This is a genomic window from Stappia sp. (assembly GCF_040110915.1).
In the GTDB taxonomy this organism is placed as follows: domain Bacteria; phylum Pseudomonadota; class Alphaproteobacteria; order Rhizobiales; family Stappiaceae; genus Stappia.
On record NZ_CP157793.1, the window covers coordinates 1,300,191 to 1,325,097 of the forward strand.

Annotated in this window: 26 protein-coding genes; 19 read left to right on the top strand and 7 right to left on the bottom strand. The window is 67.9% G+C overall.

What is annotated here, in order from left to right:
• Positions 1–389: 389 nt before the first annotated feature.
• The 6 genes from glp to ABL312_RS05655 form a co-directional block, all read right to left on the bottom strand.
• Positions 390–1,679 carry a gephyrin-like molybdotransferase Glp gene (gene glp / locus ABL312_RS05630; RefSeq protein WP_349360394.1) on the bottom strand — a complete coding sequence of 430 codons (1,290 nt, stop codon included), beginning with the start codon at positions 1,677–1,679 and terminating at the stop codon, positions 390–392.
• The gene (mobB, locus tag ABL312_RS05635) at positions 1,666–2,214 is read right to left on the bottom strand and encodes a molybdopterin-guanine dinucleotide biosynthesis protein B (RefSeq protein WP_349360395.1); all 549 of its coding nucleotides are present in this window, start codon (positions 2,212–2,214) and stop codon (positions 1,666–1,668) included. Before mobB ends, glp begins: the two co-directional genes overlap by 14 nt.
• On the bottom strand, positions 2,211–2,849 hold the full coding sequence (mobA, locus tag ABL312_RS05640; protein ID WP_349360396.1) for a molybdenum cofactor guanylyltransferase MobA: 639 nt from the start codon (positions 2,847–2,849) through the stop codon (positions 2,211–2,213). Before mobA ends, mobB begins: the two co-directional genes overlap by 4 nt.
• Positions 2,846–3,760, bottom strand: coding sequence for a formate dehydrogenase accessory sulfurtransferase FdhD (fdhD, locus tag ABL312_RS05645; protein ID WP_349360397.1), 915 nt, complete (start codon positions 3,758–3,760; stop codon positions 2,846–2,848). The genes mobA and fdhD overlap by 4 nt, the downstream gene beginning before the upstream one ends.
• Before the next feature lie 153 nt (positions 3,761–3,913).
• Positions 3,914–4,372 (bottom strand): BLUF domain-containing protein, encoded by a 459-nt coding sequence (locus ABL312_RS05650; protein WP_349360398.1) that lies wholly within the window; start codon positions 4,370–4,372, stop codon positions 3,914–3,916.
• A gap of 137 nt (positions 4,373–4,509) precedes the next feature.
• The gene (locus tag ABL312_RS05655; protein ID WP_349360399.1) at positions 4,510–4,965 is read right to left on the bottom strand and encodes a BLUF domain-containing protein; all 456 of its coding nucleotides are present in this window, start codon (positions 4,963–4,965) and stop codon (positions 4,510–4,512) included.
• A 322-nt stretch (positions 4,966–5,287) separates the two neighbouring features.
• Between ABL312_RS05655 and ABL312_RS05660 the strand changes: the two genes are divergently transcribed.
• The 15 genes from ABL312_RS05660 (at position 5,288) to ABL312_RS05730 (ending at position 20,355) form a co-directional block, all read left to right on the top strand.
• Positions 5,288–6,469 (top strand): Mrp/NBP35 family ATP-binding protein, encoded by a 1,182-nt coding sequence (locus tag ABL312_RS05660; RefSeq protein ID WP_349360400.1) that lies wholly within the window; start codon positions 5,288–5,290, stop codon positions 6,467–6,469.
• 474 nt (positions 6,470–6,943) lie between these two features.
• Entirely contained in the window at positions 6,944–7,624 is a 681-nt protein-coding gene (locus ABL312_RS05665) for a molecular chaperone TorD family protein (RefSeq protein ID WP_349360401.1), read from the top strand.
• 84 nt (positions 7,625–7,708) lie between these two features.
• Positions 7,709–7,903 carry a twin-arginine translocation signal domain-containing protein gene (locus ABL312_RS05670; protein WP_349360402.1) on the top strand — a complete coding sequence of 65 codons (195 nt, stop codon included), beginning with the start codon at positions 7,709–7,711 and terminating at the stop codon, positions 7,901–7,903.
• A gap of 335 nt (positions 7,904–8,238) precedes the next feature.
• Entirely contained in the window at positions 8,239–11,136 is a 2,898-nt protein-coding gene (locus ABL312_RS05675) for a formate dehydrogenase subunit alpha (protein WP_349360403.1), read from the top strand.
• A 12-nt stretch (positions 11,137–11,148) separates the two neighbouring features.
• Positions 11,149–11,748 carry a formate dehydrogenase FDH3 subunit beta gene (gene fdh3B, locus ABL312_RS05680; protein WP_349360404.1) on the top strand — a complete coding sequence of 200 codons (600 nt, stop codon included), beginning with the start codon at positions 11,149–11,151 and terminating at the stop codon, positions 11,746–11,748.
• A 786-nt stretch (positions 11,749–12,534) separates the two neighbouring features.
• The gene (locus tag ABL312_RS05685; RefSeq protein ID WP_349360405.1) at positions 12,535–12,732 is read left to right on the top strand and encodes a hypothetical protein; all 198 of its coding nucleotides are present in this window, start codon (positions 12,535–12,537) and stop codon (positions 12,730–12,732) included.
• Positions 12,733–12,831: 99 nt separating this feature from the next.
• Positions 12,832–14,004 carry a formate dehydrogenase subunit gamma gene (locus tag ABL312_RS05690; protein WP_349360406.1) on the top strand — a complete coding sequence of 391 codons (1,173 nt, stop codon included), beginning with the start codon at positions 12,832–12,834 and terminating at the stop codon, positions 14,002–14,004.
• 7 nt (positions 14,005–14,011) lie between these two features.
• The gene (locus tag ABL312_RS05695; RefSeq protein WP_349360407.1) at positions 14,012–15,433 is read left to right on the top strand and encodes a c-type cytochrome; all 1,422 of its coding nucleotides are present in this window, start codon (positions 14,012–14,014) and stop codon (positions 15,431–15,433) included.
• Positions 15,430–15,576: a hypothetical protein gene (locus tag ABL312_RS05700; protein WP_349360408.1), complete on the top strand. Its 147-nt coding sequence runs from the start codon at positions 15,430–15,432 to the stop codon at positions 15,574–15,576. The genes ABL312_RS05695 and ABL312_RS05700 overlap by 4 nt, the downstream gene beginning before the upstream one ends.
• Positions 15,573–16,529 carry a trypsin-like peptidase domain-containing protein gene (locus ABL312_RS05705; RefSeq protein WP_349360409.1) on the top strand — a complete coding sequence of 319 codons (957 nt, stop codon included), beginning with the start codon at positions 15,573–15,575 and terminating at the stop codon, positions 16,527–16,529. The genes ABL312_RS05700 and ABL312_RS05705 overlap by 4 nt, the downstream gene beginning before the upstream one ends.
• A 125-nt stretch (positions 16,530–16,654) precedes the next feature.
• A complete protein-coding gene (locus tag ABL312_RS05710) occupies positions 16,655–16,846 on the top strand; it encodes a DUF6494 family protein (RefSeq protein WP_349360410.1) in 192 nt (63 codons plus the stop codon).
• Between the two features lie 190 nt (positions 16,847–17,036).
• Entirely contained in the window at positions 17,037–17,804 is a 768-nt protein-coding gene (locus tag ABL312_RS05715) for a biotin/lipoate--protein ligase family protein (protein ID WP_349360411.1), read from the top strand.
• A 2-nt stretch (positions 17,805–17,806) separates the two neighbouring features.
• Positions 17,807–18,295 carry a DUF6505 family protein gene (locus ABL312_RS05720; RefSeq protein ID WP_349360412.1) on the top strand — a complete coding sequence of 163 codons (489 nt, stop codon included), beginning with the start codon at positions 17,807–17,809 and terminating at the stop codon, positions 18,293–18,295.
• The gene (locus ABL312_RS05725; RefSeq protein ID WP_349360413.1) at positions 18,295–19,311 is read left to right on the top strand and encodes a DUF6352 family protein; all 1,017 of its coding nucleotides are present in this window, start codon (positions 18,295–18,297) and stop codon (positions 19,309–19,311) included. Before ABL312_RS05720 ends, ABL312_RS05725 begins: the two co-directional genes overlap by 1 nt.
• A 153-nt stretch (positions 19,312–19,464) precedes the next feature.
• Positions 19,465–20,355, top strand: coding sequence for a DMT family transporter (locus tag ABL312_RS05730; protein WP_349360414.1), 891 nt, complete (start codon positions 19,465–19,467; stop codon positions 20,353–20,355).
• On the opposite strand, the gene gcvA is transcribed toward ABL312_RS05730, so the two are convergent.
• Positions 20,344–21,255, bottom strand: coding sequence for a transcriptional regulator GcvA (gene gcvA / locus ABL312_RS05735; protein WP_349360415.1), 912 nt, complete (start codon positions 21,253–21,255; stop codon positions 20,344–20,346). The genes ABL312_RS05730 and gcvA overlap by 12 nt on opposite strands.
• Positions 21,256–21,431: 176 nt before the next feature.
• Between gcvA and ABL312_RS05740 the strand changes: the two genes are divergently transcribed.
• From ABL312_RS05740 to ABL312_RS05755, 4 genes are all read left to right on the top strand, one after another.
• Positions 21,432–21,584 carry a hypothetical protein gene (locus ABL312_RS05740; RefSeq protein WP_349360416.1) on the top strand — a complete coding sequence of 51 codons (153 nt, stop codon included), beginning with the start codon at positions 21,432–21,434 and terminating at the stop codon, positions 21,582–21,584.
• A 151-nt stretch (positions 21,585–21,735) separates the two neighbouring features.
• Positions 21,736–22,965 (top strand): multidrug effflux MFS transporter, encoded by a 1,230-nt coding sequence (locus ABL312_RS05745; protein WP_349360417.1) that lies wholly within the window; start codon positions 21,736–21,738, stop codon positions 22,963–22,965.
• A 102-nt stretch (positions 22,966–23,067) separates the two neighbouring features.
• The gene (locus ABL312_RS05750; RefSeq protein ID WP_349360418.1) at positions 23,068–24,486 is read left to right on the top strand and encodes a multicopper oxidase family protein; all 1,419 of its coding nucleotides are present in this window, start codon (positions 23,068–23,070) and stop codon (positions 24,484–24,486) included.
• 57 nt (positions 24,487–24,543) lie between these two features.
• A complete protein-coding gene (locus tag ABL312_RS05755; protein WP_349360419.1) occupies positions 24,544–24,846 on the top strand; it encodes a DUF3144 domain-containing protein in 303 nt (100 codons plus the stop codon).
• Positions 24,847–24,907: the final 61 nt, after the last annotated feature.

The following is a 24,907-nucleotide window of genomic DNA, read 5'->3' on the forward strand; positions in this document are numbered from 1 at the left end:
ATCTTGTTGCTCTGGTGTTTGTCGATCTGGTGATTGTCGCTTCGTGTCTTGTTGCTTTGAGTCTTGTCGCTGCGTGTCTTGGAGTCTTGTCGCTGCCTGTCTTGCCGCGCCGTCTTGCGTCCTCGCGCGGCCTGTCACTCCGGATATCGTCGGGAGACGACTGCGCGCCGCCTGCGATCAGCCTTCATATTCCCACCAAAACCGAACGGATTTCAACAGCTTTGCGCAGGGTTTCCCCATGGCGGCGGCGCGGTTGCTCCAGGCGCCGGCAAGGTCGTCGCGGCGAGGTCTTGAAAAGGGTGCGCGCGCGACTTGCACGTCTGGCGATTGTTCCGCCCCGGGTACACCGGCGAGGTCGCTTGTCCGGCCGATCGCGCGCCGTCGCCGGCTCAGCCCGCCGTCAGGCCGAGTTCCGAAAAGGGCAGAAAATCCACAAGGTCGCCGTCGCGCACCTGCGTTGCCTCTTCCGGGATCTCGATCAGCCCGTCGGCCTCGCGCAGGCCGGTGATCAGGCCCGATCCGTCGCGGTTGAACTTGCGCACCACCGTGCGGCCCTTTCCGTCGGTGTCGAGCGTGCCGCGATAGAACTCGCGCCGGTCCGGCTTCTTCTTCGGCACCGAAAAGGCCGCCGGCACCTGAAACCGCCGCGGTTCGGGGAAGGGGCCGCCGCCCAGCACCGCGAGCACCGGGCGCACGTAAAGGAGAAAGCACACCATGGCCGCGACCGGATTGCCGGGCAGCCCCAGCGTCACGCAGTCGCCGATCTGGCCGAAATTCATCGGTCGGCCCGGCTTGATCGCCAGTTGCCACATGTGCCGCGTGCCGAGCGCATCGAGCGCGGTGACGAGATGGTCCTCCTCGCCGCGAGAGGCGCCGCCGGTGGTCAGGATCATGTCATGCGTCGCCGAGGCTTCGCGCAGCGTGTCATGCACGAGCGACGAATCGTCGGCGAGAATGCCGAGGTCCGTGATCGCGGCGCCTGCCTCCTCCAGGAGCGCGCGCAACAGGAAATGGTTGCTGTCGTAGACCCCGCCCTCGGGCAGCGGCGCGCCGGGGCGGCGCAACTCGTCGCCGGTCGACACCAGCGCGACGCGCACCGGCGCATAGACTGCGACCTCGCCCGTGCCGGTGGAGGCGATGGCGGCGAGATCCTGCGGCCGCAGGCGCTGTCCCGGCGTCACGAGACCGGCGCCGGCGGCCAGATCCTCGCCCGCCCGGCGGCGGTTGGCGCCGGGCTTCAGCCCCTGCGGCACGATCACGAAGTCCAGCCCGTCCTGGACGTGCGTCTCGCAATCCTCCTGCATGGCGACCGTGTCGGCGCCCTGCGGCATCAGCGCGCCGGTGAAGATGCGCGCCGCCGTGCCGGGCGGTAGGGCTGTGTCGCTCGGGTGCCCGGCCGCGATGCGCTGCGACAGCGGGAAGAAGCCGCCGGTTTCGGCGTGATCGGCGTGGGCGAAGGCATAGCCGTCCACGGCCGCGTTGTCGGCCGCCGGCACGGCGCGCGGCGCGGTGACGGTCTGCGCGATGCGGCGGCCGGCGGCGCGCGCCAGGGGCACGGTCTCGGTCCCCACGACGGGGGCCACGCGCGCTTTCAGGATCGCAAGCGCGTCCGCGTGGCGCAGCCGGTCCTTGTCATGCAGAAAACAGTCGTCGATCAACCGGCGCTCAGACGGCGGCATGGCATCCGCTCCCCGTGGTCTCCAGCCCGCAGGCGGCAAGGATGAAATCCGCGATGGCCTCGACGTCGTCCAGCGCGAAGACGGGAAGGTCTTCGGCGACCGTCTCCGGCGCATCGCTGGCGATGGCCCGGACTTGCCGGTCCTCGGCGCACAGCGGCGTGTGCTTGCGGGCGTCCCGCCGCCGGGCCTCGATCTTGGGGTGTCCCTCGCGCTTGTAACCCTCGATCAGCACCAGATCGCAGGGCGCCAGCCGCGCCAGGATCTCGGTGAGCGGCGGCTCGGCCTCCTCGCGCAATTCGTGCATCAGCGCCCAGCGGCGTCCGGAGACCAGCGCGACCTCGCTGGCGCCCGCCTGCCGGTGACGGTAACTGTCGGTGCCCTCGTGGTCGATGTCGAAGGCATGATGCGCGTGTTTGACCGTGGAGACCCTGAGGCCGCGCGCGGTCAGCGTCTCGACCAGCCGGATGACCAGCGTCGTCTTGCCGGAGTTCTTCCAGCCCGTGACGCCGAAGACGGGTGTCGAGGGCGCGCTCATGAGGCGTTGTCCTTCTGTGCCTCGGCATGTGGGAGAGCACGCGCGAGATCGTCCGGCGTGTTGACGTTGAAGAAGGGATCGCGGCCCTGCGGGTCGGGGTCGAAATCGGCGGCCGTGTTGGGATGCGCGTCGACGAAGGCGAGCACCTTGCGCGTCTCGCCGGCTTCCAGAAAGGCGCGCAGGTCGTCGGTACGGGCGAGCGGCCAGTAGCCGAAGACCGGATGCAGCTTGCCGCCGGAGCGGGCAAGCACGATCCGCTCCGGGTCCGCCCCGCGCGCCGTCATGAGGCGGGCCACGAGATCGGCCGGAAAGAAGGGCGTGTCGCCGGCGACCGAGACGATGCCTTCCGCCTCGGGCGCGTTGGTCCGGGCCCAGTCGAGCCCGGCGAGAACGCCGGCGAGCGGTCCGGCGAAGCCGTCGATCGGATCCGGGACGACCGGCAGGGCGAAGCGGGCGAAGCGCTGCGGATCGCCGTTGGCGTTGAGCACCATCGGGCCGACCTGCGGCGCGAGCCGGTCGATCACGCGCTCCAGCATCGTGCGTCCGTCGATTTCCAGAAGCGGCTTGTCGCCGCCGCCCATGCGACGCGCGAGACCGCCGGCGAGAATGCAGCCGACGAGGGAGGGGCCGGTCATGCCGCGTCCCCCTCGCGGCGCGCGCCCTTGCGCCGGTGGCGGGCGTCCTCGCGCTCCGCCGCACTTGCCGGCATGTCGTAGTCGATCCGTTCCGCGCCCGACAGCACCACGAAGCGCTGTCCTCGCGCGCGGCCCACCAGCGTCAGCCCGACGCGGCGGGCGAGCTCCACGCCCCAGGCGGTGAAGCCGGAGCGCGACACGAGAATCGGAATGCCCATCATCGCCGTCTTGATCACCATTTCCGACGTCAGCCGGCCGGTGGTGTAGAAGATCTTGTCCTCGGCCGGAATGCCGTTCAGCCACATCCAGCCGGCGATCTTGTCGACCGCGTTGTGCCGGCCGACGTCTTCCATGTAGGCGACCGCGCGGTCCTCCTGACACAGCACGCAGCCGTGGATGGCGCCGGCGGCGAGATAGAGCGAGGGCTGGGTGTTGATCTTCTTCGTCAGCGCGTATAGCCAGGAGGTCCTGAGCCGCGCGTCGGGGGCGAGCGAGATGTCGTCGAAGCGCTCCATCACGTCGCCGAAGACCGTGCCTTGCGCGCAGCCGGAGGTGCGCACCTTCTTCTTCATCTTCTCCTCATAGTCGGTGGCGCGCGCCGTGCGCACGACAACCACCTCGAGATCCTCGTCGTAGTCGATGCCGGTGATCTCGTCGTCGGGCCTGAGCATGTTCTGGTTGAGCAGATAGCCGACGGCGAGCAGGTCCGGCCGGTCGCCGATCGTCATCATGGTGACGATCTCCTGCGCGTTCAGGAAGAGCGTCAGCGCGCGTTCGCTGACCACCCGCACCTCCACCGGATTGCCGTCCTGATCGAGCCCGGACACGGGCTGCGACAGGCGCGCGTCGTCGGGATCGGGACGGATGTGGAAATCGGGCAGGGTCGCTGTGCCGGGGTCGGGCAGGGTCACGAAACGGGTCCTTCGAGTGAAACGATACGGGTCGCGCCGGCGCGGCGGCGCGCGGCGCCCTTGGTTTCAGACTATGGAAGGCGAGCGTTTCCTGACAAGGGGGCCTGCGGATGCGGCAAGGCCCGTCCGCCTCGCGGATCGGGCGGGAGGCGCCTAGGCGCTCATGACATCGAGCATCGGCGTGTCGCGCGCGGCGCGATTGGCGCTGAACATCACCAGAGAGGCGAGATCTTCGTAGCTCACGAGTTCGGGCGCATTGGCGATCGGAAGGATGAGGCTTGCGAGAACCCCGTCGTAGGCGTCCATCGTGTCGGCGAAATAGAGCGAGCGGCCGGGCACCAGGCGGGCCGTGTCGTCGCGCTCGTCGATCAGCGTGAGGTCCATGTGCCGGCGATCGCGGGCGATTCGCCGGAAGGTGTACGTCACCGCCTCCTGGGGCCCCTCCAGGATCTGAAAATAGGTGGTGCCGGCCAGCAGCAGCGCGCCCGTGACGCCGTCGCGCGCGTTGTTGCGCCGCGCGGTCAGCAGCAGCCGGTCGATTTCCTCGTCCAGCGTGCCGGTCATGTCGGCGAAATTCGGCGTGCTGCGATAGCAAAGCCGTGTCACGGTCATCCGAGGCCCCCGTCGCTCGATCTGTCGTTCGATCTCATGGGGGGCAAGGTATCGGGCAGTCGTTCGGTTTCGGTAATCCGGCTTCCGCAATCTCGAATTGTCCGATTAACCCGTTGGCAATCAGGCGTGCGCGCCCCTCACACCAGCATCGCCGCGTGGGTGTGACGCGCCGGGGCGAGACGGGCCGAGATCGAGCGCAGGCCCTCGCGCATCTCCTCGCAGCCGATCGGCGCGGTGCCGTTGGCCAGCGTCGCGAGAAAGGCGGTGGGGCAGGCGTTCGCCGCGCGCAGGTCGGCGAACAGGAGCCAGCTTTCGGCGAACATCCGCGTGTCGACCGCGCCCTCGCTGATCACCTGAAGGTCGGTCAGCCGGGCGTCGGCGCGCGCGCAGGCGAGGCTTTCGGCGAGGCCGGCCTGCGGTCCCTCCAGCCACTGCACGAGGCGGGTGGGGTACAGCAGGATGGCGCCGGTGACGCCGTTGAGCCGGTTGATCCGGCGGGCGCGCGACAGCGCCTGATCGATCTCGACGTCGGCCGGTTGGCGCATCGCCGACCAGTCGATGCCGGCGGTGAAGCTCAGCGCGTGAAGGGGCATGACAGCAATCCTCGTCTTTTCCGGTTTCTTGAAACACTGTGTCGCAAGCGGTTTCGAAAGCCGTTAAAAGGCCGCGCGTCGCGGGTGGAAAAGCGCCGATTTGCTTCACTTTTTATGGACGTCGTGAAAACTTTGTTGACTGCGCGCCAATCCCGCGCGCTGCAATCGTACCCGGCCCGCTCCGCAATTGACCTTTGCGGCGATGCCCTTACGTTCCCGCCCAGAGCATTAGGGAAAGACCGCCGAGGCAGGACTATCGGGCAGGACCATCGGGGACAGGATCGGTTTCATGTTTTGGAAGAAGAAAGAGAACGGGGGTGGCATGCCGACGCGCGAGGACGTGCTCAAGGAACTTGCGAAGGTCAAGGGACCGGATCTCAAGGGGGACATCGTCTCGCTCGGACTGGTGTCGGATGTGTTCATCACCGACGGCCGGGTGATCTTCTCGATCACCGTTCCGGCCGAGCGCGCGGAGGAACTCGAGCCCCTGCGTCAGGCCGCCGAGAAGGTCGTCGGAAAGCTTCCCGGGGTCGAAAAGGTGCTGGCCGCGCTCACCTCCGAACGGGCGAAGGGCTCGGGGCCGGCGCCGGCAGCGCCGGTGCGCCCGGCCCCGAAGCCGGGTGAGGCGGGCAGCGTGCCGCCGCCGATGCAGGGGCGCGGCCCCGCCGGCGGCGAGGCGAAGACCGAAAAGCCGGGCGTGCCCGGCGTGAAGGCGATCATCGCGGTCGCTTCCGGCAAGGGCGGCGTCGGCAAGTCCACCACGACCTGCAACCTGGCGCTCGCCCTGCAGGCCAACGGGCTGAAGGTCGGCGTGCTCGACGCCGACATCTACGGCCCCTCGATCCCGCGTCTGTTTCGCGTCACCGGGCGCCCGGAGCCCGTGTCGGGGCGTATCCTCAAGCCGCTGGAGGGCTACGGCGTGAAGGTCATGTCGATGGGCTTCCTCGTTGAAGAGGAAACCCCGATGATCTGGCGCGGGCCGATGGTGATCTCGGCGATCACGCAGATGCTGCGCGAGGTGGCCTGGGGCGAGCTCGATGTGCTCGTCGTCGACATGCCGCCCGGCACGGGCGACGCGCAGCTCACCATGGCGCAGAATGTGCCGCTCGCCGGAGCGGTGATCGTGTCGACGCCGCAGGATCTGGCGCTGATCGACGCCCGCAAGGGGCTGAACATGTTCCGCCGTGTCGACGTGCCGCTGCTCGGCATCGTGGAGAACATGAGCTACTTCCTGTGCCCGGATTGCGGCGGTCGCCATGACATCTTCGGTCATGGCGGCGCGCGAATCGAGGCGGAGAAGCTCGGCGTGCCCTTCCTCGGCGAGGTGCCGCTCGACATGGCGATTCGCGAAAACTCCGATGCCGGCACGCCGGTGACCGTCACCGATCCCGACGGCGCGCATGCGACGATCTACAAGGACATCGCGGCGAAGGTCTGGGCGGAGGTGGAGCGTCACCGCGAGACGGGCGAACGCGCCGCGCCGAAGATCGTGATCGAGAGCTGACGCAGCGGCCAGGACGGGCCGCGCCGCGGGGAGCACGGGAGTCCGGCGCGATCGCCGCGGCAATCCTCATGTTTCTCGCGTCTTTTTTATGTCCCGGCGATTCTCGATAAAGCCCCGGCGTTTTTCGCGCCGGGGCTTTTTCGTTTCGGGCGGTGCGGCTTCGCGCGTCCCGGTGTGGTGCGATGCCCCGCCGGAAACAGGAATATGGAACTCAACTTTAGGATTTCGGCGAAAGAGATTTTCGCGAACTCCGGTTTTGGGCGCCGTCGGCGCCGTAACGGCAGCGATTGCTGCGTTGCGGCATCACGAAAGACGCAACGGCGTGTCGTTTTGTGATGTTCTGCTGTGAAATATGCGGATACTGGAGTCCAATCCTCCGAAAAAACAAGGACTTCGCTGTGGCATCGCAAAATTGAATTCGTTTGCAACCGTCTCGCGCCCGAAGCTATTGTGACGCAGAGGGAGACCATTTGTATGATGGAAACGGAACCGACGACGCGCGCGGTCGTGTCGGAGGGCGATGGGCAGAACATCGGGCATGCAGGCGACATCGCCCGAACTGTATACGACGAGGACCGGGATCGGATCGCGATCTACGGGATCCTGTCGAGCGCGCTCGAAGCCGCGCCGACGCGGGAGTGGCTCGACGTGGTGGCGGGTCTGTCCGGTGACGACAGCGCGCTCGGGGCGGCGATTGGCGGTCTCGCGCGCGCGGCCGCGCAAGCGGACGAGGCATCGCTGCGCCGCGAGTACCACGATCTCTTCATCGGCGTCGGGCGGGGCGAATTCGTTCCCTACGGCTCCTATTATCTGACCGGCTTCCTGAACGAGAAACCGCTGGCGCTGCTGCGTCAGGACATGCGGCGCTTCGGCATCGAGCGGGATCCGCAGGTGAAGGAGCCGGAAGACCACATCGCGGCGGAATGCCAGATGATGGCGGGTCTGATCGAGGGAACCTTCGGCGATGGCGCGCCGGATGCGGCGGCGCGATTCTTCCGCGCCCATCTGGCGACCTGGGCGCCGTATTTCTTCAAGGACCTGGAAGCGTCCGAAACGGGGCGGCTGTACCCGGCGCTCGGGCGGCTTGGCCGGGTCTTCATGGAACTCGAGGAACAGGCGGATGCCCTGTTCGAGTCCCGGCACGATGCCGGGTGAGGGATCGCGCGGTCTTCATGGGCCGCGCGCTGTTCGTGGGATGCCGGGCATGGGCGCCCGGCGCATGACCTGAGGAGGTAATGCATGAAACGCAAGGACACCGCCGCCGAGGCGGATCGGCGCAGCTTCCTGAAGCTGGCCGGTCTCGGAGCGGTCGCCGGATCGGCGACGCTGGTGACGGGCGGCCGCGCGGAGGCTGCCGAGGTCGTCTCGGAGACGGCCGCCGGCTACCGCGAGACGGACCACGTCAAGACGTTCTACGCGTCCGCGCGCTTCTGAATAGCGCGTCGCTTTCGGTCGCGGTCCCCGTCCGGGATCCGCGGTCGCGACTGTTTCGTGCGCGGCGTCGGTCGGGCCCGAAAACGCTTCGCCACCTCGCACCGCTCGGCCGGTGGCCGACGGATCTGGATGATCCGGGCCCGGGCCGGCCCCTTGAAGGGACCCGGCGGAAGGCTCCCGGCGAAAGGCTCCCGGTGACGACGTCTCGGGAAAGACGTCGCGGGGGACGCCGTACCGGGGAATACCGCGCCGGGGAATGCGTCGCAGAGCAGACAACGGGTGTGAGGCTTTGTGCGGTGGGAACGCTCTCGTCGCGCGATTGAAGGAGAAACGCAATGTTGAGGAAAAAGACGAGCTCCGTGGCTCGGCGCACGCGTCTCGCTTCGGCCGTCGAGGCGATGGCCGCCAGCGCCATGGACCGCCGTACGTTCTTGCGTCGGTCGGGGCTGGCCGCCGGCGGTCTTGCCGCGGCCGGGGCCTTGAGCGGCGGCATGGTCCGCAAGGCGGAGGCCGCCGGGCCGACGCAGGCCAAGGTCGATATCAAGAAGTCGGTTTGCACGCACTGCTCCGTGGGCTGCACGGTGCTGGCGGAAGTCCAGGATGGCGTGTGGACCGGGCAGGAGCCGGGCTTCGACAGCCCGTTCAACCTGGGTTCGCATTGCGCCAAGGGTGCGTCCGTGCGCGAGCATGCGCATGGCGAACGGCGTCTGAAGTATCCCACCAAGCTGGTGGACGGAAAGTGGGAGCGGATTTCCTGGGATCAGGCGATCGAGGAAATCGGCGACCGTATGCTGAAGATCCGTGAGGAAAGCGGGCCGGACAGCGTCTACTGGCTCGGCTCGGCCAAGCACAACAACGAGCAGGCGTATCTGGTGCGCAAGTTCGCGGCCTTCTGGGGCACGAACAACGTCGATCACCAGGCGCGTATCTGTCACTCGACCACGGTCGCGGGTGTTGCCAACACCTGGGGCTACGGCGCGATGACGAACTCCTACAACGACATCCACAATTCGAAGGCGATCTTCATCATCGGCGGCAATCCGGCCGAGGCGCATCCCGTCTCGCTGCTGCACGTTTTGAAGGCCAAGGAAGAGAACAACGCTCCGCTGATCGTCTGCGACCCGCGCTTCACGCGCACGGCCGCGCATGCGACCGAATACGTGCGCTTCCGTCCCGGCGCGGACGTGGCGCTCGTGTGGGGCATTCTCTGGCATATCTTCGAGAACGGCTGGGAGGACAAGGAGTTCCTGCGTCAGCGCGTGTGGGGCATCGACCAGATCAAGGCCGAGGTCGCGAAGTGGACGCCGGAGGAGACCGAGCGTGTCACCGGCGTGCCGGGCTCGCAGCTCAAGCGCGTCGCGCGGACGCTGGCGAACAATCGTCCGGGCACCGTGATCTGGTGCATGGGCGGCACCCAGCACACCAACGGCAACAACAACACCCGCGCCTACTGCATCCTTCAGCTCGCGCTCGGCAACATGGGCAAGGCCGGCGGCGGCACCAACATCTTCCGCGGCCACGACAATGTGCAGGGCGCGACGGATCTTGGCGTGCTGGCCGACACGCTCCCGGGCTACTACGGCCTCGCGCCGGGGTCCTGGGCCCATTGGGCGCGCGTGTGGGACGTGGACATCGACTACCTCAAGAGCCGCTTTGCCACGATGAAGGGCAAGGACGGCAAGGACGTCGCGATGATGAACGAGCGGGGCATCCCCGTGTCGCGCTGGATCGATGGCGTTCTGGAGGACAAGGGCAACCTGACCCAGCCCGACAACACAAGGGCGATGGTGTTCTGGGGACATGCGCCGAACTCGCAGACCCGTCTTCCGGACATGCGCACGGCGATGAACAAGCTCGACCTGCTTGTGATCATCGACCCGTTCCCGACCATGTCGGCGGTCATGCACGAGCGCAAGGACGGGGTCTATCTCATCCCCGCGACCACGCAGTTCGAGACCTACGGCTCGGCGACCGCGTCGAACCGCTCCCTGCAGTGGCGCGAGAAGGTGATCGACCCGCTCTTTGAGTCCAAGCCCGACCACGTGATCGCCTACCTGCTCGCCAAGAAGTTCGGCTTCGCCGACGAGATGTTCAAGAACATCGAGGTGAACGGCGAGGAGCCGCTGATCGAGGACGTGACCCGCGAATTCAACCGCGGCATGTGGACGATCGGCTACACCGGCCAGTCGCCGGAGCGGATGAAGCTCCACATGGCGAACCAGCACACGTTCGACCGGACCACGCTGCGCGCCAATGGCGGGCCGTGCGACGGCGACTTCTACGGAATGCCGTGGCCGTGCTGGGGGACCGCGGAGATGAAGCATCCCGGATCGGCGGTGCTTTACGACACCTCGCTGCCGGTCGCCGAGGGCGGCATGGGCTTCCGCGCCCGCTTCGGCGTGGAAAAGGACGGCGACAACCTCCTCGCCGAGGGGTCGTGGCCGACCGGGTCGGAGATCGAGGACGGCTATCCCGAGTTCACCATGGCCATGCTGCAGAAGCTTGGCTGGGATAGCGATCTGACCGCCGAGGAGCGGGCCACGATCGACGCCATCGCGGGCGAGAAGACGAACTGGAAGACCGACCTGTCGGGCGGCATCCAGCGCGTCGCGATCAAGCACGGGTGCGCCCCCTACGGCAACGCCAAGGCGCGCGCGGTGGTGTGGACCTTCCCGGATCCGGTGCCGCTGCACCGCGAGCCGCTCTACACCAACCGTCGGGACCTGCTCGACAAATACGCGACCTATGACGACAAGTCGTTCTGGCGCGTGCCGACCCGCTACAAGTCGATCCAGGAGAACGACTTCTCCAAGGACTTCCCGATCATCCTCACATCCGGCCGTCTGGTCGAATACGAGGGCGGCGGCGACGAGACGCGGTCGAACCCGTGGCTGGCGGAGCTGCAGCAGGACATGTTTGTCGAGGTGAACCCGCGCGACGCCAATGACCTTGGCATCCGCGACGGCGACATGGTCTGGGTGCACGGTCCGGAGGGCGGCAAGGTCAAGGTAATGGCGATGGTGACCGAACGGGTCGGTGAAGGCGTGGCCTTCATGCCGTTCCACTTCGGCGGCCATTTCCAGGGCGAGGACCTGCGGTCGAAGTATCCGACGGGCGCCGACCCCTATGTCCTTGGCGAGGCGTGCAACACCGCACAGACCTACGGCTACGACTCGGTCACCCAGATGCAGGAAACCAAGGCCACGCTGTGCCGCATCGAGCGCGTGGCGTAAGGGGGAGAAATCATGGCACGGATGAAATTCCTCTGTGACGCCGAGCGGTGCATCGAGTGCAACGCCTGCGTCACCGCTTGCAAGAACGAGCACGAGGTGCCCTGGGGCATCAATCGTCGCCGCGTGGTGACGATCCAGGACGGCCAGCCGGGCGAGCGCTCGATCTCGGTCGCCTGCATGCATTGCTCGGACGCGCCCTGCATGGCGGTGTGCCCGGTCGATTGCTTCTACGAGACCGACGAAGGCGTGATCCTGCACTCCAAGGATCTGTGCATCGGCTGCGGCTACTGTTTCTACGCGTGTCCCTTTGGCGCGCCGCAGTATCCGCAGGCGGGCAACTTCGGCTCGCGCGGCAAGATGGACAAGTGCACCTTCTGCGCCGGCGGTCCGGAGGCCGACAATTCCTCGGCCGAATACGCCAAATACGGTCGCAACCGCCTGGCGGAGGGCAAGCTGCCGCTGTGCGCGGAAATGTGCTCGACCAAGGCACTGCTGGCGGGCGACGGCGACGTGGTGTCGTCGATCTACCGCGAGCGTGTCGTGGCGCGCGGCTTCGGCTCCGGCGCCTGGGGCTGGGGCACGGCCTACGAGCAGAAGGCCGGCAGCCTCTGAGCGCCGCGCCCGACGCGAAACTGAGGGCAAAGGCGGCGAAAGCCGCCTTTGTCGTCTCGGCACGTGAGATCGATGGCCCGTACTGCGACGCGGGCGGCGCGTCGATCTCGTGGCCCGGGTGGGCATCAGCCGGAGCCGCCATATGCGGGTCTTGCACGATGTTCGAAAGCAGGGTCAGGGCGCGTCTCGGGTCCGGCCTCGCTGCAGGCAGGATGTGGCGCTGCGACGTCTTGAAAAAGACGGGCGGTGCGTTTGCGCATGACTGCGTCCTTTCTTGTTCGATTCTGCGCAAACCTCTGATTTCGATTGGAAATCGGGTGGCGATCCGCTATGAAATACGGTGAAATACGGATAAGCTGCGGGCGCGTCTGACGGCGGGTCCGTCTGGGTCGGGTTGCCGTGGGTTGAGCCTCCGATCCTGTGCCGGGTGCCCAGTGCCGGTAACAGTGTCCCGGGGCGGTGCGTCGGGCGGGCCTCGCGGTGCGCGGGTGGCGTACGAGGGCTCCAATGCGGGACTTCGGGCGAGAGTTGAGTGCGGGATTCGGGTCGGAGGTTGCGTGTTCGCAGGGGGGCGGCGCCTTGGGCGGTTGCCCGGGGGCGGAACGCGCGGGACCGCTGCCGCATTGGCGCAGACGGAGCGCGGCACGCCGGCTGCGAGGCTTGCGCGGGGGTGAGAGTTTCGATGACCGGCAGGGCCGGTCGCTTCTGGATGTCGGGCGCGCGGGCGCTTGCGGAAAAGGGCGCTTGCGGGAAAGACGGATCGCGAACCGCGAAGGAGTTGTGAAGGTGAGATCGGGTGTGGCCACATGGCTCGTTCTGGCGACGTCGGCGGTGGCGCTGAGCGTTCTGCCGGGGTGCCGGGAAGAAGAACAGAATCGGACCTTGATCATCGAGAAGGGCACCTACCAGGGTCCGGCCGATGAGGAACTGACGGAAGACGAGCGCAGGGACCTGCAACGGCGCGGGGATCACCAGCGCTTCTGAAGCGCTTCTGGGGCGCAGGGCGCCAAGGCGTCGATGGACGGCGGGCAGGGCGGACGGGCCGGCCCGCGGTGGATCGATGGAGGGAAGAGGATGCGGAGAATGGCGATGGAACGGGTGACGGGCGGCGCGGCGGCGCTTGCGGGTGCGCGGCGTGAGACGTCTTGGGTGCAGCTGGCGCTGGCCCTGTGTGCGGCACTGGTCCTTGCGCTTGCGCTTGCGTCTGGCGCGGCGGCCCAGCAGGGCACGGCGCCGGAGGTGGAAACGCAATCGCCGCTCGGCGGCACGGTGCCGGGCAACACGCTCGGCGCAAGCTCCGACAGCGAGATGTGGCGCGCGGTGCGCCAGGGCACGGCCGGCAGCGTGTCGATCCCCGACCAGAAGGCGGCAACGCTGGTGCAGTCCGAGGGCGAGTTGTGGCGCTCGGTGCGCAATGGCCCGCTGGCGCTCTATGCGAGCTGGGCATTGCTCGGCATGATCGTGGTGCTGTGCCTGTTCTTCGCGATCCGCGGACGGGTCAGGATCGAGCATGGCCGCAGCGACAAGACGATCACGCGCTTCGCCGCCTTCGAGCGTTTCGGCCACTGGTTGCTGGCGTCGTCCTTCATCATCCTCGCGCTGACGGGGCTGAATGTGATGTATGGCCGCTATGTGCTGATGCCGGTGATCGGGGCGGAAGCCTTCGGCGCGGTGACCATGTTCGGCAAGTATCTGCACAACTACCTTGCCTTCGCCTTCATGGCGGGGCTCGCCATCATCTTCCTGATGTGGGTGCGCCACAACCTGCCGGACAAGACCGACATCAAGTGGATCCTGCAGGGCGGCGGACTGTTTTCCAAGAACCTGCATCCGCCGGCAAAGAAGTTCAATGCCGGTCAGAAGATGATCTTCTGGCTGACGATCCTGGGCGGTCTGTCGGTGTCGCTGTCGGGCTGGTCTCTGCTGTTCCCCTATACGACCCACTTCTTCAACGACACCTTCGTGATGGTCAACGGCATCTTCGGCACGTCGTTGCCGACGGGACTGTCGGTGTTGCAGGAGCAGCAGCTCGCGTCGCTGTGGCACGCCATCATGAGCGTGTTCCTGATCTGCGTGATCATCGCGCATATCTACATCGGCTCGATCGGCATGGAAGGCGCCTTCGACGCGATGGGCTCCGGCGAGGTCGATCTCAACTGGGCCAGGGAGCACCATTCGCTCTGGGTGGAAGAGGTGCTCGCGCGCCAGGGCGAGGGTGCGGTGAAAACGACCGCCGCGCCGCAGCCGGCCGAGTGATGCGGCCATGAAGCGCTGGCGTTTGCGCGGTGCCGGCACGGCGGTGGCGGCCCTCGCGGTCACGCTCGCCGTTTGCGGCCCGCTGCACGCGGCCGAATGGCCCGAACGCCTCGAGGGGCACGGCGGCCCGGTGAAGTCGGTGACGCTCGCGGCCGACGGCACGCGGGCGCTGACCGCCTCCTTCGACTACGCCGCCATCCTGTGGCGGATCGAGGCGGGAGAGGCCACGGTCGCGCAACGTCTCATCGGCCACGAGGCCGCGGTGAACGATGCCCGGTTTCTGGGCGAAGATCGCGCTGTCTCGGTCGGCGACGACGGGGCCATCGCGCTGTGGGACCTGACCGACGGCACGATGCTGGACCGGCACGACACCGGCGAAAGCAAGATGCTGTCGCTGGCGCTGTCCGCCGACGGGCGCCATGCCGCCGCCGCCTCCTGGGATCGCAGCGCGCATCTCTACGAGATCGGGCCGGACCGCCTGACGCCGCTGGTGCGGCTGACCGGCCACGGCAACAATGTCAACGCGGTGGCCTTCTCGCCCGACGGCGAAACCGTCTACACCGGATCGTCGGACGGGGCGATCCGCGCCTTCGCCCGCGCGGATGGCGCGCTGCTGCGCGAGGTCCATCCGCACGGCTGGGGCGTCAACGTCCTGCGGCTGCTCGGGGATGGGACCCGGCTCGCGTTCGGCGGGACGGATGGCACGGTCGCCGTCGTCGATCTGGACGCCGGCACGATTGCCAAGCAACTGGCCAGCCACGAGCGCCCGGTGCTGGCGCTTGCGGTCTCGGAAGACGGAACGCGGCTTGCAAGCGGCGGCGGCGACGGGCGCATCCATGTCTATGACGCGGCGTCCTGGGGGCTGCTCGAAACCTACGAAAACCCCTATGGCCCCGTCTGGGCTCTGGCGTTTTCGCCTGACAATGCGGTCGCCTTCTACGCCGGGCTCGACGATCACGTGAACGCCTGGCAGATCGCGCCGCGCCGGCCGTTCGAGCCGGTGGGCAGCGAGTTTCCGCGCCGCTTCCAGGTGGCGGAGGAGGAGGATCCCGGCGCCCGGCAGTTCGCGCGCAAATGCTCCGTCTGCCACACGCTGACGCCCGACGATGCCAACCGCGCCGGACCGACGCTTTACGGCATCTTCGGCCGCAAGGTCGGCGGGCTGCCGGGCTATCCCTATTCGCAGGCGCTGCTCGAGGCGGATTTCGTGTGGAATGAGCAGACCATTTCGGACCTCTTCGACCATGGGCCCGACGTCGTGACGCCGGGCACCAAGATGCCGATCCAGCGCCTGACGAACGCGGAAGAGCGCGATGCGCTGGTGGCCTTTCTGAAGCGCGCGACGGCGCCCGATGGCGCGCCGGAGGCCGCCGACACGCACACGCAAGAAAACACGCAAGAGAACACGGGAAAGGAAGCGAACCGATGAAAGCGTTCGTGAGTGCAATGGTCGCCCTCGTGGTGATCGGAGGCGGGGCCTGGGCGATCCTGAACAACGCCTTCGATTTCTCCGCCCAGACGCGCTATCAGACCGACACGCCGGGGGCCGTGCGCCTCAGCCCGAGCGAATGATCCTCGACACCGCCCGCGGTCTGGCGATTGGCCTGGCGCTCGTCTTTGGCGCCGCCGGGCTTGCGGCCCGCGCCGAGCCGGCCGCCCGCCCGCCAGCGACGGCGGTGCTGGAGGCGGCGCGCGCAAGCGTCGTGGCGGTGCTGCCGGACTGGCCGGACGGGGAGGTCAACACGGAAGAGCCCGAGGGCTCAGCCGTCGCGATTGCGGAGACCGGGCTTCTGCTGACGGCCGATCATGTGCTCGGGCGTGCCACCGAGGCCCGCGTGCGCCTCGGCGACGGCCGGGTGCTGCCGGCGAGGATCGTGGCGAGGGATCGGGCGACGGATCTGGCGGTGCTTTCCGTCAAGGCCGATCTGCCCGGACTGTCCTTCGGCGGCGATCCCGATCTCGGGGAGCCGGTCTGCGCGCTCGGCAACACCTTCGGGCTCGGCATCTCCGTGAGCTGCGGCATCGTGTCGGCGACGGGGCGCGGGGGCATCGGCTTCAACGCGGTGGAGGATTTCGTGCAGACCGATGCGGCCGTCAATCCGGGCGCGAGCGGGGGCGCGCTGATCGATGCCTCGGGACGCCTCGTCGGCGTCCTTTCGGCGATCTTCACCAAGGCCGGCGACGGCGATCTCGGCGTCAATTTCGCCGTATCCGCCGCGCTGTCGCAGCGGGTGCTGGAAGCGGTGAGAGCCGACCGCTCGCCGCGCCGGTCGCTCGGCCTTCGTGCGAGGCCGACGCCGCCGGGGCCGGAGCGACCGGGACTTGAGGTGCTCTCGGTTGCGCCGGATGGCGCGGCGGCCGCCGCCGGGATCGCGCCGGGCGATGTGGTGCTGGCGCTCGACGGCTGGCCGGTGCGCACGCTGGCCGGTCTGCGCGGCCGGCTGGAGCGGGCGGACGCGCAAGGGCGGGTGCTGCTGCGCTCTGGCGACGAGACCCGCGCTCTGGATCTGGAACTTGAAGACTGATCAAAGGCTTGGTGCAACAATCGGACTCAGTTTCGCAAGCGCTTGAATCAGGATCTGAACCCTGTTTTCCCATGGGTGCCGCGGGATCTGTACCCACCTTGAAAACCACCTTGAAAGGACGACCGATGGACAACGACACCTTCAACATGTCGATGCGCAAATTCCTCAAGCAGGTCGGCGTGACCTCCCAGCAGGCGCTGGAAGCCCATGTCCGCGAGGCTGGCCTGACCCGCGGCAAATTGCCGGCGCGCGTGGTCCTGACCATCGACGGCCAGGACTTCGAACATGTCGTGACCGGCGAGATCGATCTCGGCTGAGCGACGCCTTGACGTGAATCGGTCTGTGAATGCGGCCGTCGAACCGCCTGATCCGACTCGGTTTGTCGCGGGCGTGGCCTGTCGCGCCCGGACTTGTTCGAATGGTATGAAAGTGCTGCATTCAGGACCTGATTCATCGCGTGAAGTCGCCGCGAGACGGGTGCAAGCGTTTCCTTCAAGGACCGATGCCATGGCGCTGCCAGACCCCACGTTTCCTCCGCTGCTGAGCGGGCACCGCATCGAGGCGGGCAAGGATGTGTTTCGCGCCGCCTGTGCGGGCGCGCGCACGGGCTCCTATGGAGCCGGCGACCTTCTGTGGTCGCGCGGCACCAAGGACGTGGCCATGGCGCTGGTGCTCGAGCCGGAGGTCCCGGCAACCCGCACGCAGGAGATGCTCTTCCTTGCGATGGTCGCGACCGCCGATGCGCTCGGCGCGATCACGCCGCCGGAGACGGCGCTGACCTATGAATGGCCCGTCACCTTGCGGGTGAACGGCGCGGCCGTCGGCGGGGTGCGCTTCGCGCAGAGCGTGGAGCGCGACGAGCACGACAGCCCGCTCTGGCTGGTCGTGGGGATCGAGATGCGGCTCGCGCCCATCGCCGGGCCGGTCGAGCCCGGCGACATGCCCGATCGCACCAGCCTCGTGGACGAGGGGGCGGTCGACCTCGACCGCACGCAGGTGCTGGAATCGCTCGCCCGCCATCTGCTCACCTGGATCCACACCTGGGATGTCGACGGCTTCGCGCCCGTGCTCCAGAACTGGCTGTTCCGCGCCGACGGATACGGCAAGCGCCACAGCGTCGACACGCCGGACGGCGTGGAGGAAGGCACCTTCCTCGGACTGGACGAGGAGGGCAACCTCCTGCTCAAGCGCGATGCGCAGGCCGGCGGGCAGACCGTCGCCCTGCGGCTGCGCGATCATCTTCCCCCCGAACCCATGGAGGTCGCCGCGCGCTGATCATGGCGAAATGTCTCAAGGCCATCCGCTTCGACGTCTCCGACACCCATGTCTTCCCGGCCGCCGCCGAGCCGGGCGACTGGGTCATTCCCGGCACCTTCGCCTTTCGCGCCTTCACCGAGGAAGGCCTGACGGGGAAGGTGCGCCAGGCCTTCGTCTCCGGCTTTCTGTCGCTGGAGAACTTCGGCTGGACAACGCTCGCCACGCCGGACGAGATCTCCGACGCCGACCAGGCGCGTCTGGTGGCGCGGCTGGCGCAGCATTTCGTCGACGAACATGGCGCGCCGAGCGTCGAGGCGGCGATGCCGGTGGCCGAGGCGGAGATCGCCGATGCATGCGGCCTGGCCGAGGAACTGCAGATCAACGCGCTGCTCGCCATCCAGCGGGAGATCGACGGGGACGGGGCGATCCACGAGCGCTTTCATCTGGTCACCCCGCCGACCGACGACCCCCACACCCGGATCTGGGATGTGAGCGAGGACGACGCGTGATGCCGAGCTTCTGGAAATCCTCCGGCATGCATCTGATGACGCGCGACGCCAACGGCTGGCTCGCCGTCACGCCGGACTTCCTGCGCGCCTATTTCACCCGGCCCGAGGTCCATCCGGTCGAGGAGAGCTGCGCGGCCGAGCATGCGCTCTTCGAAAAGCTCATGGCCGATCCCTTCGCGGCCGTGGCCGATGAAGAGCTTGCCGCGATCGCCGATGCGGACGCGGCGGACAACTATCGTGTGGTGCTCGCCTTCCGCGACCATCTCGCCCGCCACAAGACGGTGGAGGCCGCCTATGCGGCGCTCTTTGGCGAAGGCGCGACGATCACCGTGCCGCCGATGTTCATCGACCAGCTGGTGCATCTGATCGTCCACAACATGCTGCGCAAGGCGGCCGACCCGTTTCGGGTGCGCGCCGGCGAACTGCTGTTTCGCGAGCAGGCGGTGACCACGACCGAGGGTCAGCTGATGCTGGCGGACGCGGAGATCGTCGAGACCTATTCCAGGACCGGCGGCCTGGGCGGGCTCGGCGCCTTGCTCGCCGAGGCCGGCACGCCGACGCCGGGCGTGTCGCTCGACGTTCTGTCGGAGGACAATGCGGTCCTGTACTGGGAGCGGTCGGACCGCTTCGACACGGCCATCGACTTCCGCTTCACCGAACCGGCGCTCGATGCCTTCGCCCGCGTGCTGGAAACCTGGGTCCGGCATTTCCACGGGGTGGAGGTGCGGATCCAGCCGCAGCAATCCATCAAGGACGAGCGCTGGTCGTGGCACATCGGGCTCGACGCGGAAGCGACCCGCATCCTCAATGCGCTCTACCAGGGCACTCCGGTCGGCGAGGCGGATCTGGCGCGCATCGTCGCGCTGTTCCGCCTCGATTTCGACACGCGCGGCGATGTGGTGGAGACGATGCGCGGCAAGCCCGTGTGGCTGGGGTTGGCCATGGGCGCCGACGGCATCCTGCGCATGAAGCCGCAGAACCTCTTGACAAACCTGCCCCTGCGCCGGCGAAACTGACCCGTCCCGCGCCGGCCGGCGACGGCTGTCCCAGCCGCGGGATTCAAGCGTCGCGCGCCGGTCTCCGCATTCGGCCCGGCCCGGCCCGCCCGCCCGCGTGTCTTGCCCGCCACATCGTCCCGACCGGGACGATCGTCACAACCGGATAGTGTCATGCAGGAAAACGGTCGTGCCATTGCGATCATGATGATCGCGATGATGGGCTTCATCTTCAACGACAGCTTCGTGAAGCTCGTCTCCGACCGGTTGCCGCTCGGCCAGATCATGTTCATCCGGGGGCTGTTCGCGCTGACGCTTCTGCTGGCGATCTGCATCGCCAACGGCTCGATTCGCCGCTTCTCGCGGCTGGCGAACAAATGGGTCGGCGTGCGCGTCTTCGCGGAAGTGTCGGCCACCTGCCTCTATCTCACGGCCCTGTTCAACATGCCGATCGCCAATGCGACCGCGATCCTGCAGGCGCTGCCGCTGCTGGTCACGGCGGGGGCCGCGATCTTCCTCGGCGCGCCGGTCGGCTGGCGGCGCTGGACGGCCGTCATCGTCGGCTTTTGCGGCGTGCTCTTGATCGTGCGTCCGGGTCTCGCGGGTTTCGATGCCTGGGCGCTGGTGGCGCTCGCGGGCGTGATGTTCATGATGCTGCGCGACCTGTCGACCAACGTCCTGCCGAAGGACGTGCCGACGCTCGGCGTCTCCTTCGCCACTCTGCTGGGCGTGTGCCTGATGGGGCTGGTTCTGTCGCTCGGCGAGGACTGGCTGGTCCCCACCTGGCGGGAGCTTGCCTATCTGGCGACCGCCGCCGGCTTCATTCTGGTCGGCTTCGTCTCGATCATCGCCGCCATGCGCATGGGCGATCTCTCGGTGGTCGCGCCGTTCCGCTACTCGATCATCCTGTGGGCGATCCTGATCGGCTATGTGGTGTGGGGGGACGTGCCCGACGGGCCGACGCTCGCAGGCATCGCGATCCTGGTCGGCACGGGGCTCTACAGCCTGATGCGCGAGCGCAAGCGCGCGCAAGTCGCCGCCGCCACCGCCGATCTACCGCGCTGACGTTTCCATTTCCGCCATTTCGGCGCGGATCCAGTCGCGGAAGACGAGAACCGGGCGCCGCTCGAAAGCACGCGGCGGGCCGACGAGGAAGAACCTCGGCCGGATCGGCAGCACCGTCTCGAAGGGCGAGACGAGGCGGCCGAAGCGGCGATCTCCCTCCGACAGGCTGCGGCGTCCGAGCACGACGCCGAGGCCTTCGGCGGCCGCGTTGAGGGCGTGGTCCGCGTGGCTGAAACGCAAGCCCTTCGTCGGATCGATCCCGGTAACGCCGACCGCCTCCAGCCAGCGCGCCCAGGTCGGCGCGTCGGGAAGGTGGCGGATGCTGTCGTCATGCAGCAGCGTGACCTTCGCAAGATCCTCCGGCGCGGACAGCCCGCGCGCCATCTCCGGGGTGCACAGGGCAAGTGCGGCCTCGTCGAGCAGCGGCTCGACCGTCAGCCCCTCGTAGGCCCCGAGGCCAAAGCGGATGCCGAGGTCCGCGTCGTCCGTCTCGAAGTCGACATTTTTCATGTTGGCGGAGACCAGCAACTCGATGTCGGGCCAGGCGTCGACGAAGCGGTGCAGGCGCGGCACCAGCACCTTGGCCGCGAAGGCCGGGCCGGTGGAAACCACGAGCTTGCGGTCGTCCTGCTCGGGCGTCAGCGCGGCAACCGCGTCGGCGAAGCGGGCCAAGCCGTCTTCGACGCCCGGCAGCAGCCGCCGCCCGGCGCTGGTGAGCGCGATGGCGCGGTTCATGCGCTTGAACAGCGGCTGGCCGAGATGCGCCTCCAGCGACTTGATCTGATAGCTCAGCGCCGACGGCGTGAGGTGCAACTCCTCCGCCGCCCTGGCGAAACTCATGTGGCGCGCGACGGCCTCGAACACGCGAAAGGCATTGAGCGGGGGGAGGGTATAGCGCATTTCGACACAGAAAATTTGATCCGAAAGCCGAAAATAACCCGTTTGTCGCCCTGCTCGCAATAGGTCATTTTAAGTCGCATGCGGAGGCGGGAAGCGCGGAGCGAACCGCTCCCGGACCTCTCCGGCCCTCCACCCTTAAGCCCTCGCTCTCTCCCCGAGCTCTGAAGGAGCCTGTCATGCGCGATATCGATCCCCGGACCCTCGATCCCTTTTCCCTGACCCACGCCGATGTGCGGGCGCTGACCGCCCGCGGTCGGCGCGCCCGCGCCCTCGCGGTGCGCGCGATGCTCGGACGCGTTTTCAATCCCCGCCGCGCGTCCGGAGACTGACGCTTGGACCTTTGATGGCGGAGGCCGTAACGGCACTCTGAACAAGGCGCGGCAGGGTTGCGTTGAGCGCAACCCTGCCGCGCTTTCCTGCGCCGGTCCGGGCACGCGCTTTTGACTTGCCAAGCGGGGCGAGGCGCTCCTAGGAAGACGTATGACAAATAGCCTATCGTCGGCCCTGCCGACGCGGCGCCCGACGATTGCCTTGCTCGTCGCGGTCTCCGCAGTCAGCCCGCTCGCGCTCAATATCTACCTTCCCTCCATGCCGGTTCTGGTCGACGTCTTCGACACGACCGCCGCGATGGTGCAGCTCTCGCTGTCGCTTTTTCTCGCGTCCATCGCGCTGGCGCAGATCGGCATCGGTCCGCTGTCCGACCGCTACGGTCGCCGGCCGGTGCTCCTGTGGGGACTGGTCGTCTTCATTCTCGGCAGCGTGGTCTGCGCGCTCGCGGACAGCATCGAGGTGTTGCTCGTCGGCCGCGTGCTGCAGGCGGCGGGCGGCTGCGCGGGCATCGTGCTTGGCCGCGCCATCGTGCGCGATCTCTTCGACCGCAGCCGCGCGGCCAGCATGATCGGCTATGTGACGATGGGGCTTGCGGTCGCGCCGATGATCGGCCCGGCGATCGGCGGCACGCTCGACCAGACCTTCGGCTGGCGCACGAGTTCCTACCTGATGGTGGTGCTTGGGGTGCTGGTGCTCGTCTGGGCGGCGGCGGAGCTGCACGAGACCAACCATACGCGCACGCGCGGCGGCGGGCTGCGCGGACTGATCGCGAGCTACGCCACGTTGTCGCGCTCCAGCCTGTTCTGGGCCTATACGATCACCTCTGCGGCGACCTCCTGCGTGTTCTTCTCATTCCTGGGCGGCGCGCCCTTCATCGCCGCGAACATGCTCGACATGACGCCCGCCACCTATGGCCTCTATTTCATGATGGTGGCGGCGGGCTACATCCTCGGCAACGGAATTTCGGGCCGCTTCTCCGCGCGCGTCGGCATCGGGCGGATGATCATCGGCGGGACCGCGGTGCTGGTCGTGGCGGTCTCGGCGATCGCGCTTCCCTTCGCCCTGGGGCTGGTGCATCCGCTGTCGCTGTTCGCGCCGATGTTCGTCGTCGGCATCGGCAACGGCATGACCCTGCCGAATGCCATCGCCGGGGCGGTCAGCGTGCGTCCCGACCTCGCAGGCGCCGCCTCCGGCCTGTCCGGAAGCCTTCAGATGGGCGCGGGCGGGCTTGCCTCGGCGCTGGTCGGCTGGCTGGTGTCGGGCGTGCTGTGGCCGGGCACGATCTGGCCGCTCGTTCTCGTGATGGCGGTGGCCTGTGCGGTGACCGTCGTTGCGGGCACCATGACGAGACGCCTCGAGCACGCCGGCGACGGCATCTGAAGGGAACGGCCGCGCCCTGCGCCCTTCCGGCCTCGCACCGCTTGCCTCGCCGCGCGTCTGGCCTACACTCTTGCGAGTGATTTCCGGCCGGGACCCTGACAGATGACCAATTCTTTTCACGTGAGCCGTCGCACCGTCCTGCTGTCGGGCGCGGCGGCGGGCCTTGCGCTCGGCCTGCCGCGCGGCGCATTTGCCGCCGGGGCTGAGCTGCGCGACCTCGAGGCGCGCCCCGGCACCGCCGCGCTGTGGGAAGAGGGCGGTCCGCAGGCCGACATCTGGGGTTATGAGGGTCGCGTGCCCGGCCCCGTCCTGCGCATGCGACAGGGCGAGACGCTCGGCATCCGCTTCCGCAACGGGCTCGATCAGCCGAGCACCATTCACTGGCACGGCATCCGCATCGACAATGCCTATGACGGGGTCGCCGGCCTGACCCAGCCGCCCGTCGCGCCCGGCGAGAGCTTCGACTATCTCGTCAACGCGCCCGATGCCGGCACCTACTGGTATCACCCGCACAATCGCTCCTGGGACCAGATGGCGCGCGGGCTCTACGGCGTTCTGATCGTCGAGGAGCCGGGCGTCAGGGCCTACGACCGCGACGTGATCCTGACCTTCGACGACTGGCGGCTCGACGAGGAGCGCCAGATCGACACCGCGAGCCTCGGCGCGATGCACGACTGGGCCCATGCCGGCCGGCTCGGCAATGTGCTCACCACCAATGGCGAGGCTTACGCGAAGTTTCCCGCCCGCCCCGGCGAACGGCTGCGCCTGCGCGTGCTCAACACCGCCAATTCGCGGGTGATGACGTTCCGCTTCGCGGGGCTTGCGCCGCGCCTCGTCGCGCTCGACGGCCAGCCGGTCGCGCCCGAGCCGCTGGCCGAGGAGGCGGTGCGCCTGGCGCCCGCGCAGCGCGCCGATCTGATCGTCGACCTGCCCGAAACGCCCGCGACCTACACGGTTGAGGAGGCGTCCGGCCAGCCCTTCGCGGCCTGCGAATTCGTCGTCTCCGGCGCGCCCGTCACGCGCGCAAGCCCGCTGCCGGAGGATATCGCGCTGCCCGCCAATCCGCTTCCGAAGGCGCTCGACATGCAGGATGCGCTTGCGCAGGACCTCCTCATGGAAGGCGGCGCCATGGGGCGGATGCGCGAGGCGGTGCTGAAGGGTGAGACGCGCGACATCCGAGCGCTGGTGCAGGAGGGCAAGGTCTGGGCCTTCAACGGCATTGCCGGCAGCCACATGGACCCGGCGATGTTCACCGTGGCGCGCGGGCGCACCGTGCGCATGCCGATCGTCAACGACACGCGCTGGCCGCACGGCATTCACGTGCATGGCCATCACTTCAAGATCGTCAGCCGCAACGGCACGCCGGTCGCGCGGGAGGAATGGCGCGACACCGTGCTCACCGACCCGGGCGAGCGTGTGGAAATCGCCTTCGTCGCCGACAATCCGGGCAAGTGGATGATCCACTGTCACATGCTCGAACACCAGGCCGCCGGCATGATGGCCTGGTTCGAGGTCACCTGACGCGCCGCGTCCGGTCCACAGCCGCTACAGTCTTTTTCAAACCGAGGATCCCGCTTCATGGCCAACCGACAGGACCGGCGCGCCGCACGCGCGCAAGGCGAGCTCGACACCGCCGGCTTTCTGCAGACCGCCGCGAAATTCATCGAGGTCGCCAACCGGGAAAACCGCAAGATCCCGGCGACCGACCTGCATCTCGCCTTTCTGTGGGCGGCCGCGCGCTACAACGCCCATGTGGCCAAGGCGGTGATCGAGGTCGAGAGCCACGAGGACTTCGTCAATCACATGGTGGAGCAATATCGCGAGATGCTGCGGCAGAACCTCGCCGATCCCGAACTCGACCCGCCCGCCGGCCACGGCTGATGCCGCCGTCGCGGGGCCGCTTGCCAGAGCGTCCTTGCGGACGGAGAGCCCGGCCCGGGGC

Excerpts from the sequence above, each read along its gene's own strand:
- glp (WP_349360394.1), bottom strand. The coding sequence starts at position 1,679 with ATGCCGCCGTCTGAGCGCCGGTTGATCGACGACTGTTTTCTGCATGAC.
- mobB (WP_349360395.1), bottom strand. The coding sequence starts at position 2,214 with ATGAGCGCGCCCTCGACACCCGTCTTCGGCGTCACGGGCTGGAAGAAC.
- mobA (WP_349360396.1), bottom strand. The coding sequence starts at position 2,849 with ATGACCGGCCCCTCCCTCGTCGGCTGCATTCTCGCCGGCGGTCTCGCG.
- ABL312_RS05650 (WP_349360398.1), bottom strand. The coding sequence starts at position 4,372 with ATGACCGTGACACGGCTTTGCTATCGCAGCACGCCGAATTTCGCCGAC.
- ABL312_RS05655 (WP_349360399.1), bottom strand. The coding sequence starts at position 4,965 with ATGCCCCTTCACGCGCTGAGCTTCACCGCCGGCATCGACTGGTCGGCG.
- ABL312_RS05660 (WP_349360400.1), top strand. The coding sequence starts at position 5,288 with ATGCCGACGCGCGAGGACGTGCTCAAGGAACTTGCGAAGGTCAAGGGA.
- ABL312_RS05665 (WP_349360401.1), top strand. The coding sequence starts at position 6,944 with ATGATGGAAACGGAACCGACGACGCGCGCGGTCGTGTCGGAGGGCGAT.
- ABL312_RS05670 (WP_349360402.1), top strand. The coding sequence starts at position 7,709 with ATGAAACGCAAGGACACCGCCGCCGAGGCGGATCGGCGCAGCTTCCTG.
- ABL312_RS05675 (WP_349360403.1), top strand. The coding sequence starts at position 8,239 with ATGTTGAGGAAAAAGACGAGCTCCGTGGCTCGGCGCACGCGTCTCGCT.
- fdh3B (WP_349360404.1), top strand. The coding sequence starts at position 11,149 with ATGGCACGGATGAAATTCCTCTGTGACGCCGAGCGGTGCATCGAGTGC.
- ABL312_RS05690 (WP_349360406.1), top strand. The coding sequence starts at position 12,832 with ATGGCGATGGAACGGGTGACGGGCGGCGCGGCGGCGCTTGCGGGTGCG.
- ABL312_RS05695 (WP_349360407.1), top strand. The coding sequence starts at position 14,012 with ATGAAGCGCTGGCGTTTGCGCGGTGCCGGCACGGCGGTGGCGGCCCTC.
- ABL312_RS05700 (WP_349360408.1), top strand. The coding sequence starts at position 15,430 with ATGAAAGCGTTCGTGAGTGCAATGGTCGCCCTCGTGGTGATCGGAGGC.
- ABL312_RS05705 (WP_349360409.1), top strand. The coding sequence starts at position 15,573 with ATGATCCTCGACACCGCCCGCGGTCTGGCGATTGGCCTGGCGCTCGTC.
- ABL312_RS05710 (WP_349360410.1), top strand. The coding sequence starts at position 16,655 with ATGGACAACGACACCTTCAACATGTCGATGCGCAAATTCCTCAAGCAG.
- ABL312_RS05715 (WP_349360411.1), top strand. The coding sequence starts at position 17,037 with ATGGCGCTGCCAGACCCCACGTTTCCTCCGCTGCTGAGCGGGCACCGC.
- ABL312_RS05720 (WP_349360412.1), top strand. The coding sequence starts at position 17,807 with ATGGCGAAATGTCTCAAGGCCATCCGCTTCGACGTCTCCGACACCCAT.
- ABL312_RS05725 (WP_349360413.1), top strand. The coding sequence starts at position 18,295 with ATGCCGAGCTTCTGGAAATCCTCCGGCATGCATCTGATGACGCGCGAC.
- ABL312_RS05730 (WP_349360414.1), top strand. The coding sequence starts at position 19,465 with ATGCAGGAAAACGGTCGTGCCATTGCGATCATGATGATCGCGATGATG.
- gcvA (WP_349360415.1), bottom strand. The coding sequence starts at position 21,255 with ATGCGCTATACCCTCCCCCCGCTCAATGCCTTTCGCGTGTTCGAGGCC.
- ABL312_RS05740 (WP_349360416.1), top strand. The coding sequence starts at position 21,432 with ATGCGCGATATCGATCCCCGGACCCTCGATCCCTTTTCCCTGACCCAC.
- ABL312_RS05745 (WP_349360417.1), top strand. The coding sequence starts at position 21,736 with ATGACAAATAGCCTATCGTCGGCCCTGCCGACGCGGCGCCCGACGATT.
- ABL312_RS05750 (WP_349360418.1), top strand. The coding sequence starts at position 23,068 with ATGACCAATTCTTTTCACGTGAGCCGTCGCACCGTCCTGCTGTCGGGC.
- ABL312_RS05755 (WP_349360419.1), top strand. The coding sequence starts at position 24,544 with ATGGCCAACCGACAGGACCGGCGCGCCGCACGCGCGCAAGGCGAGCTC.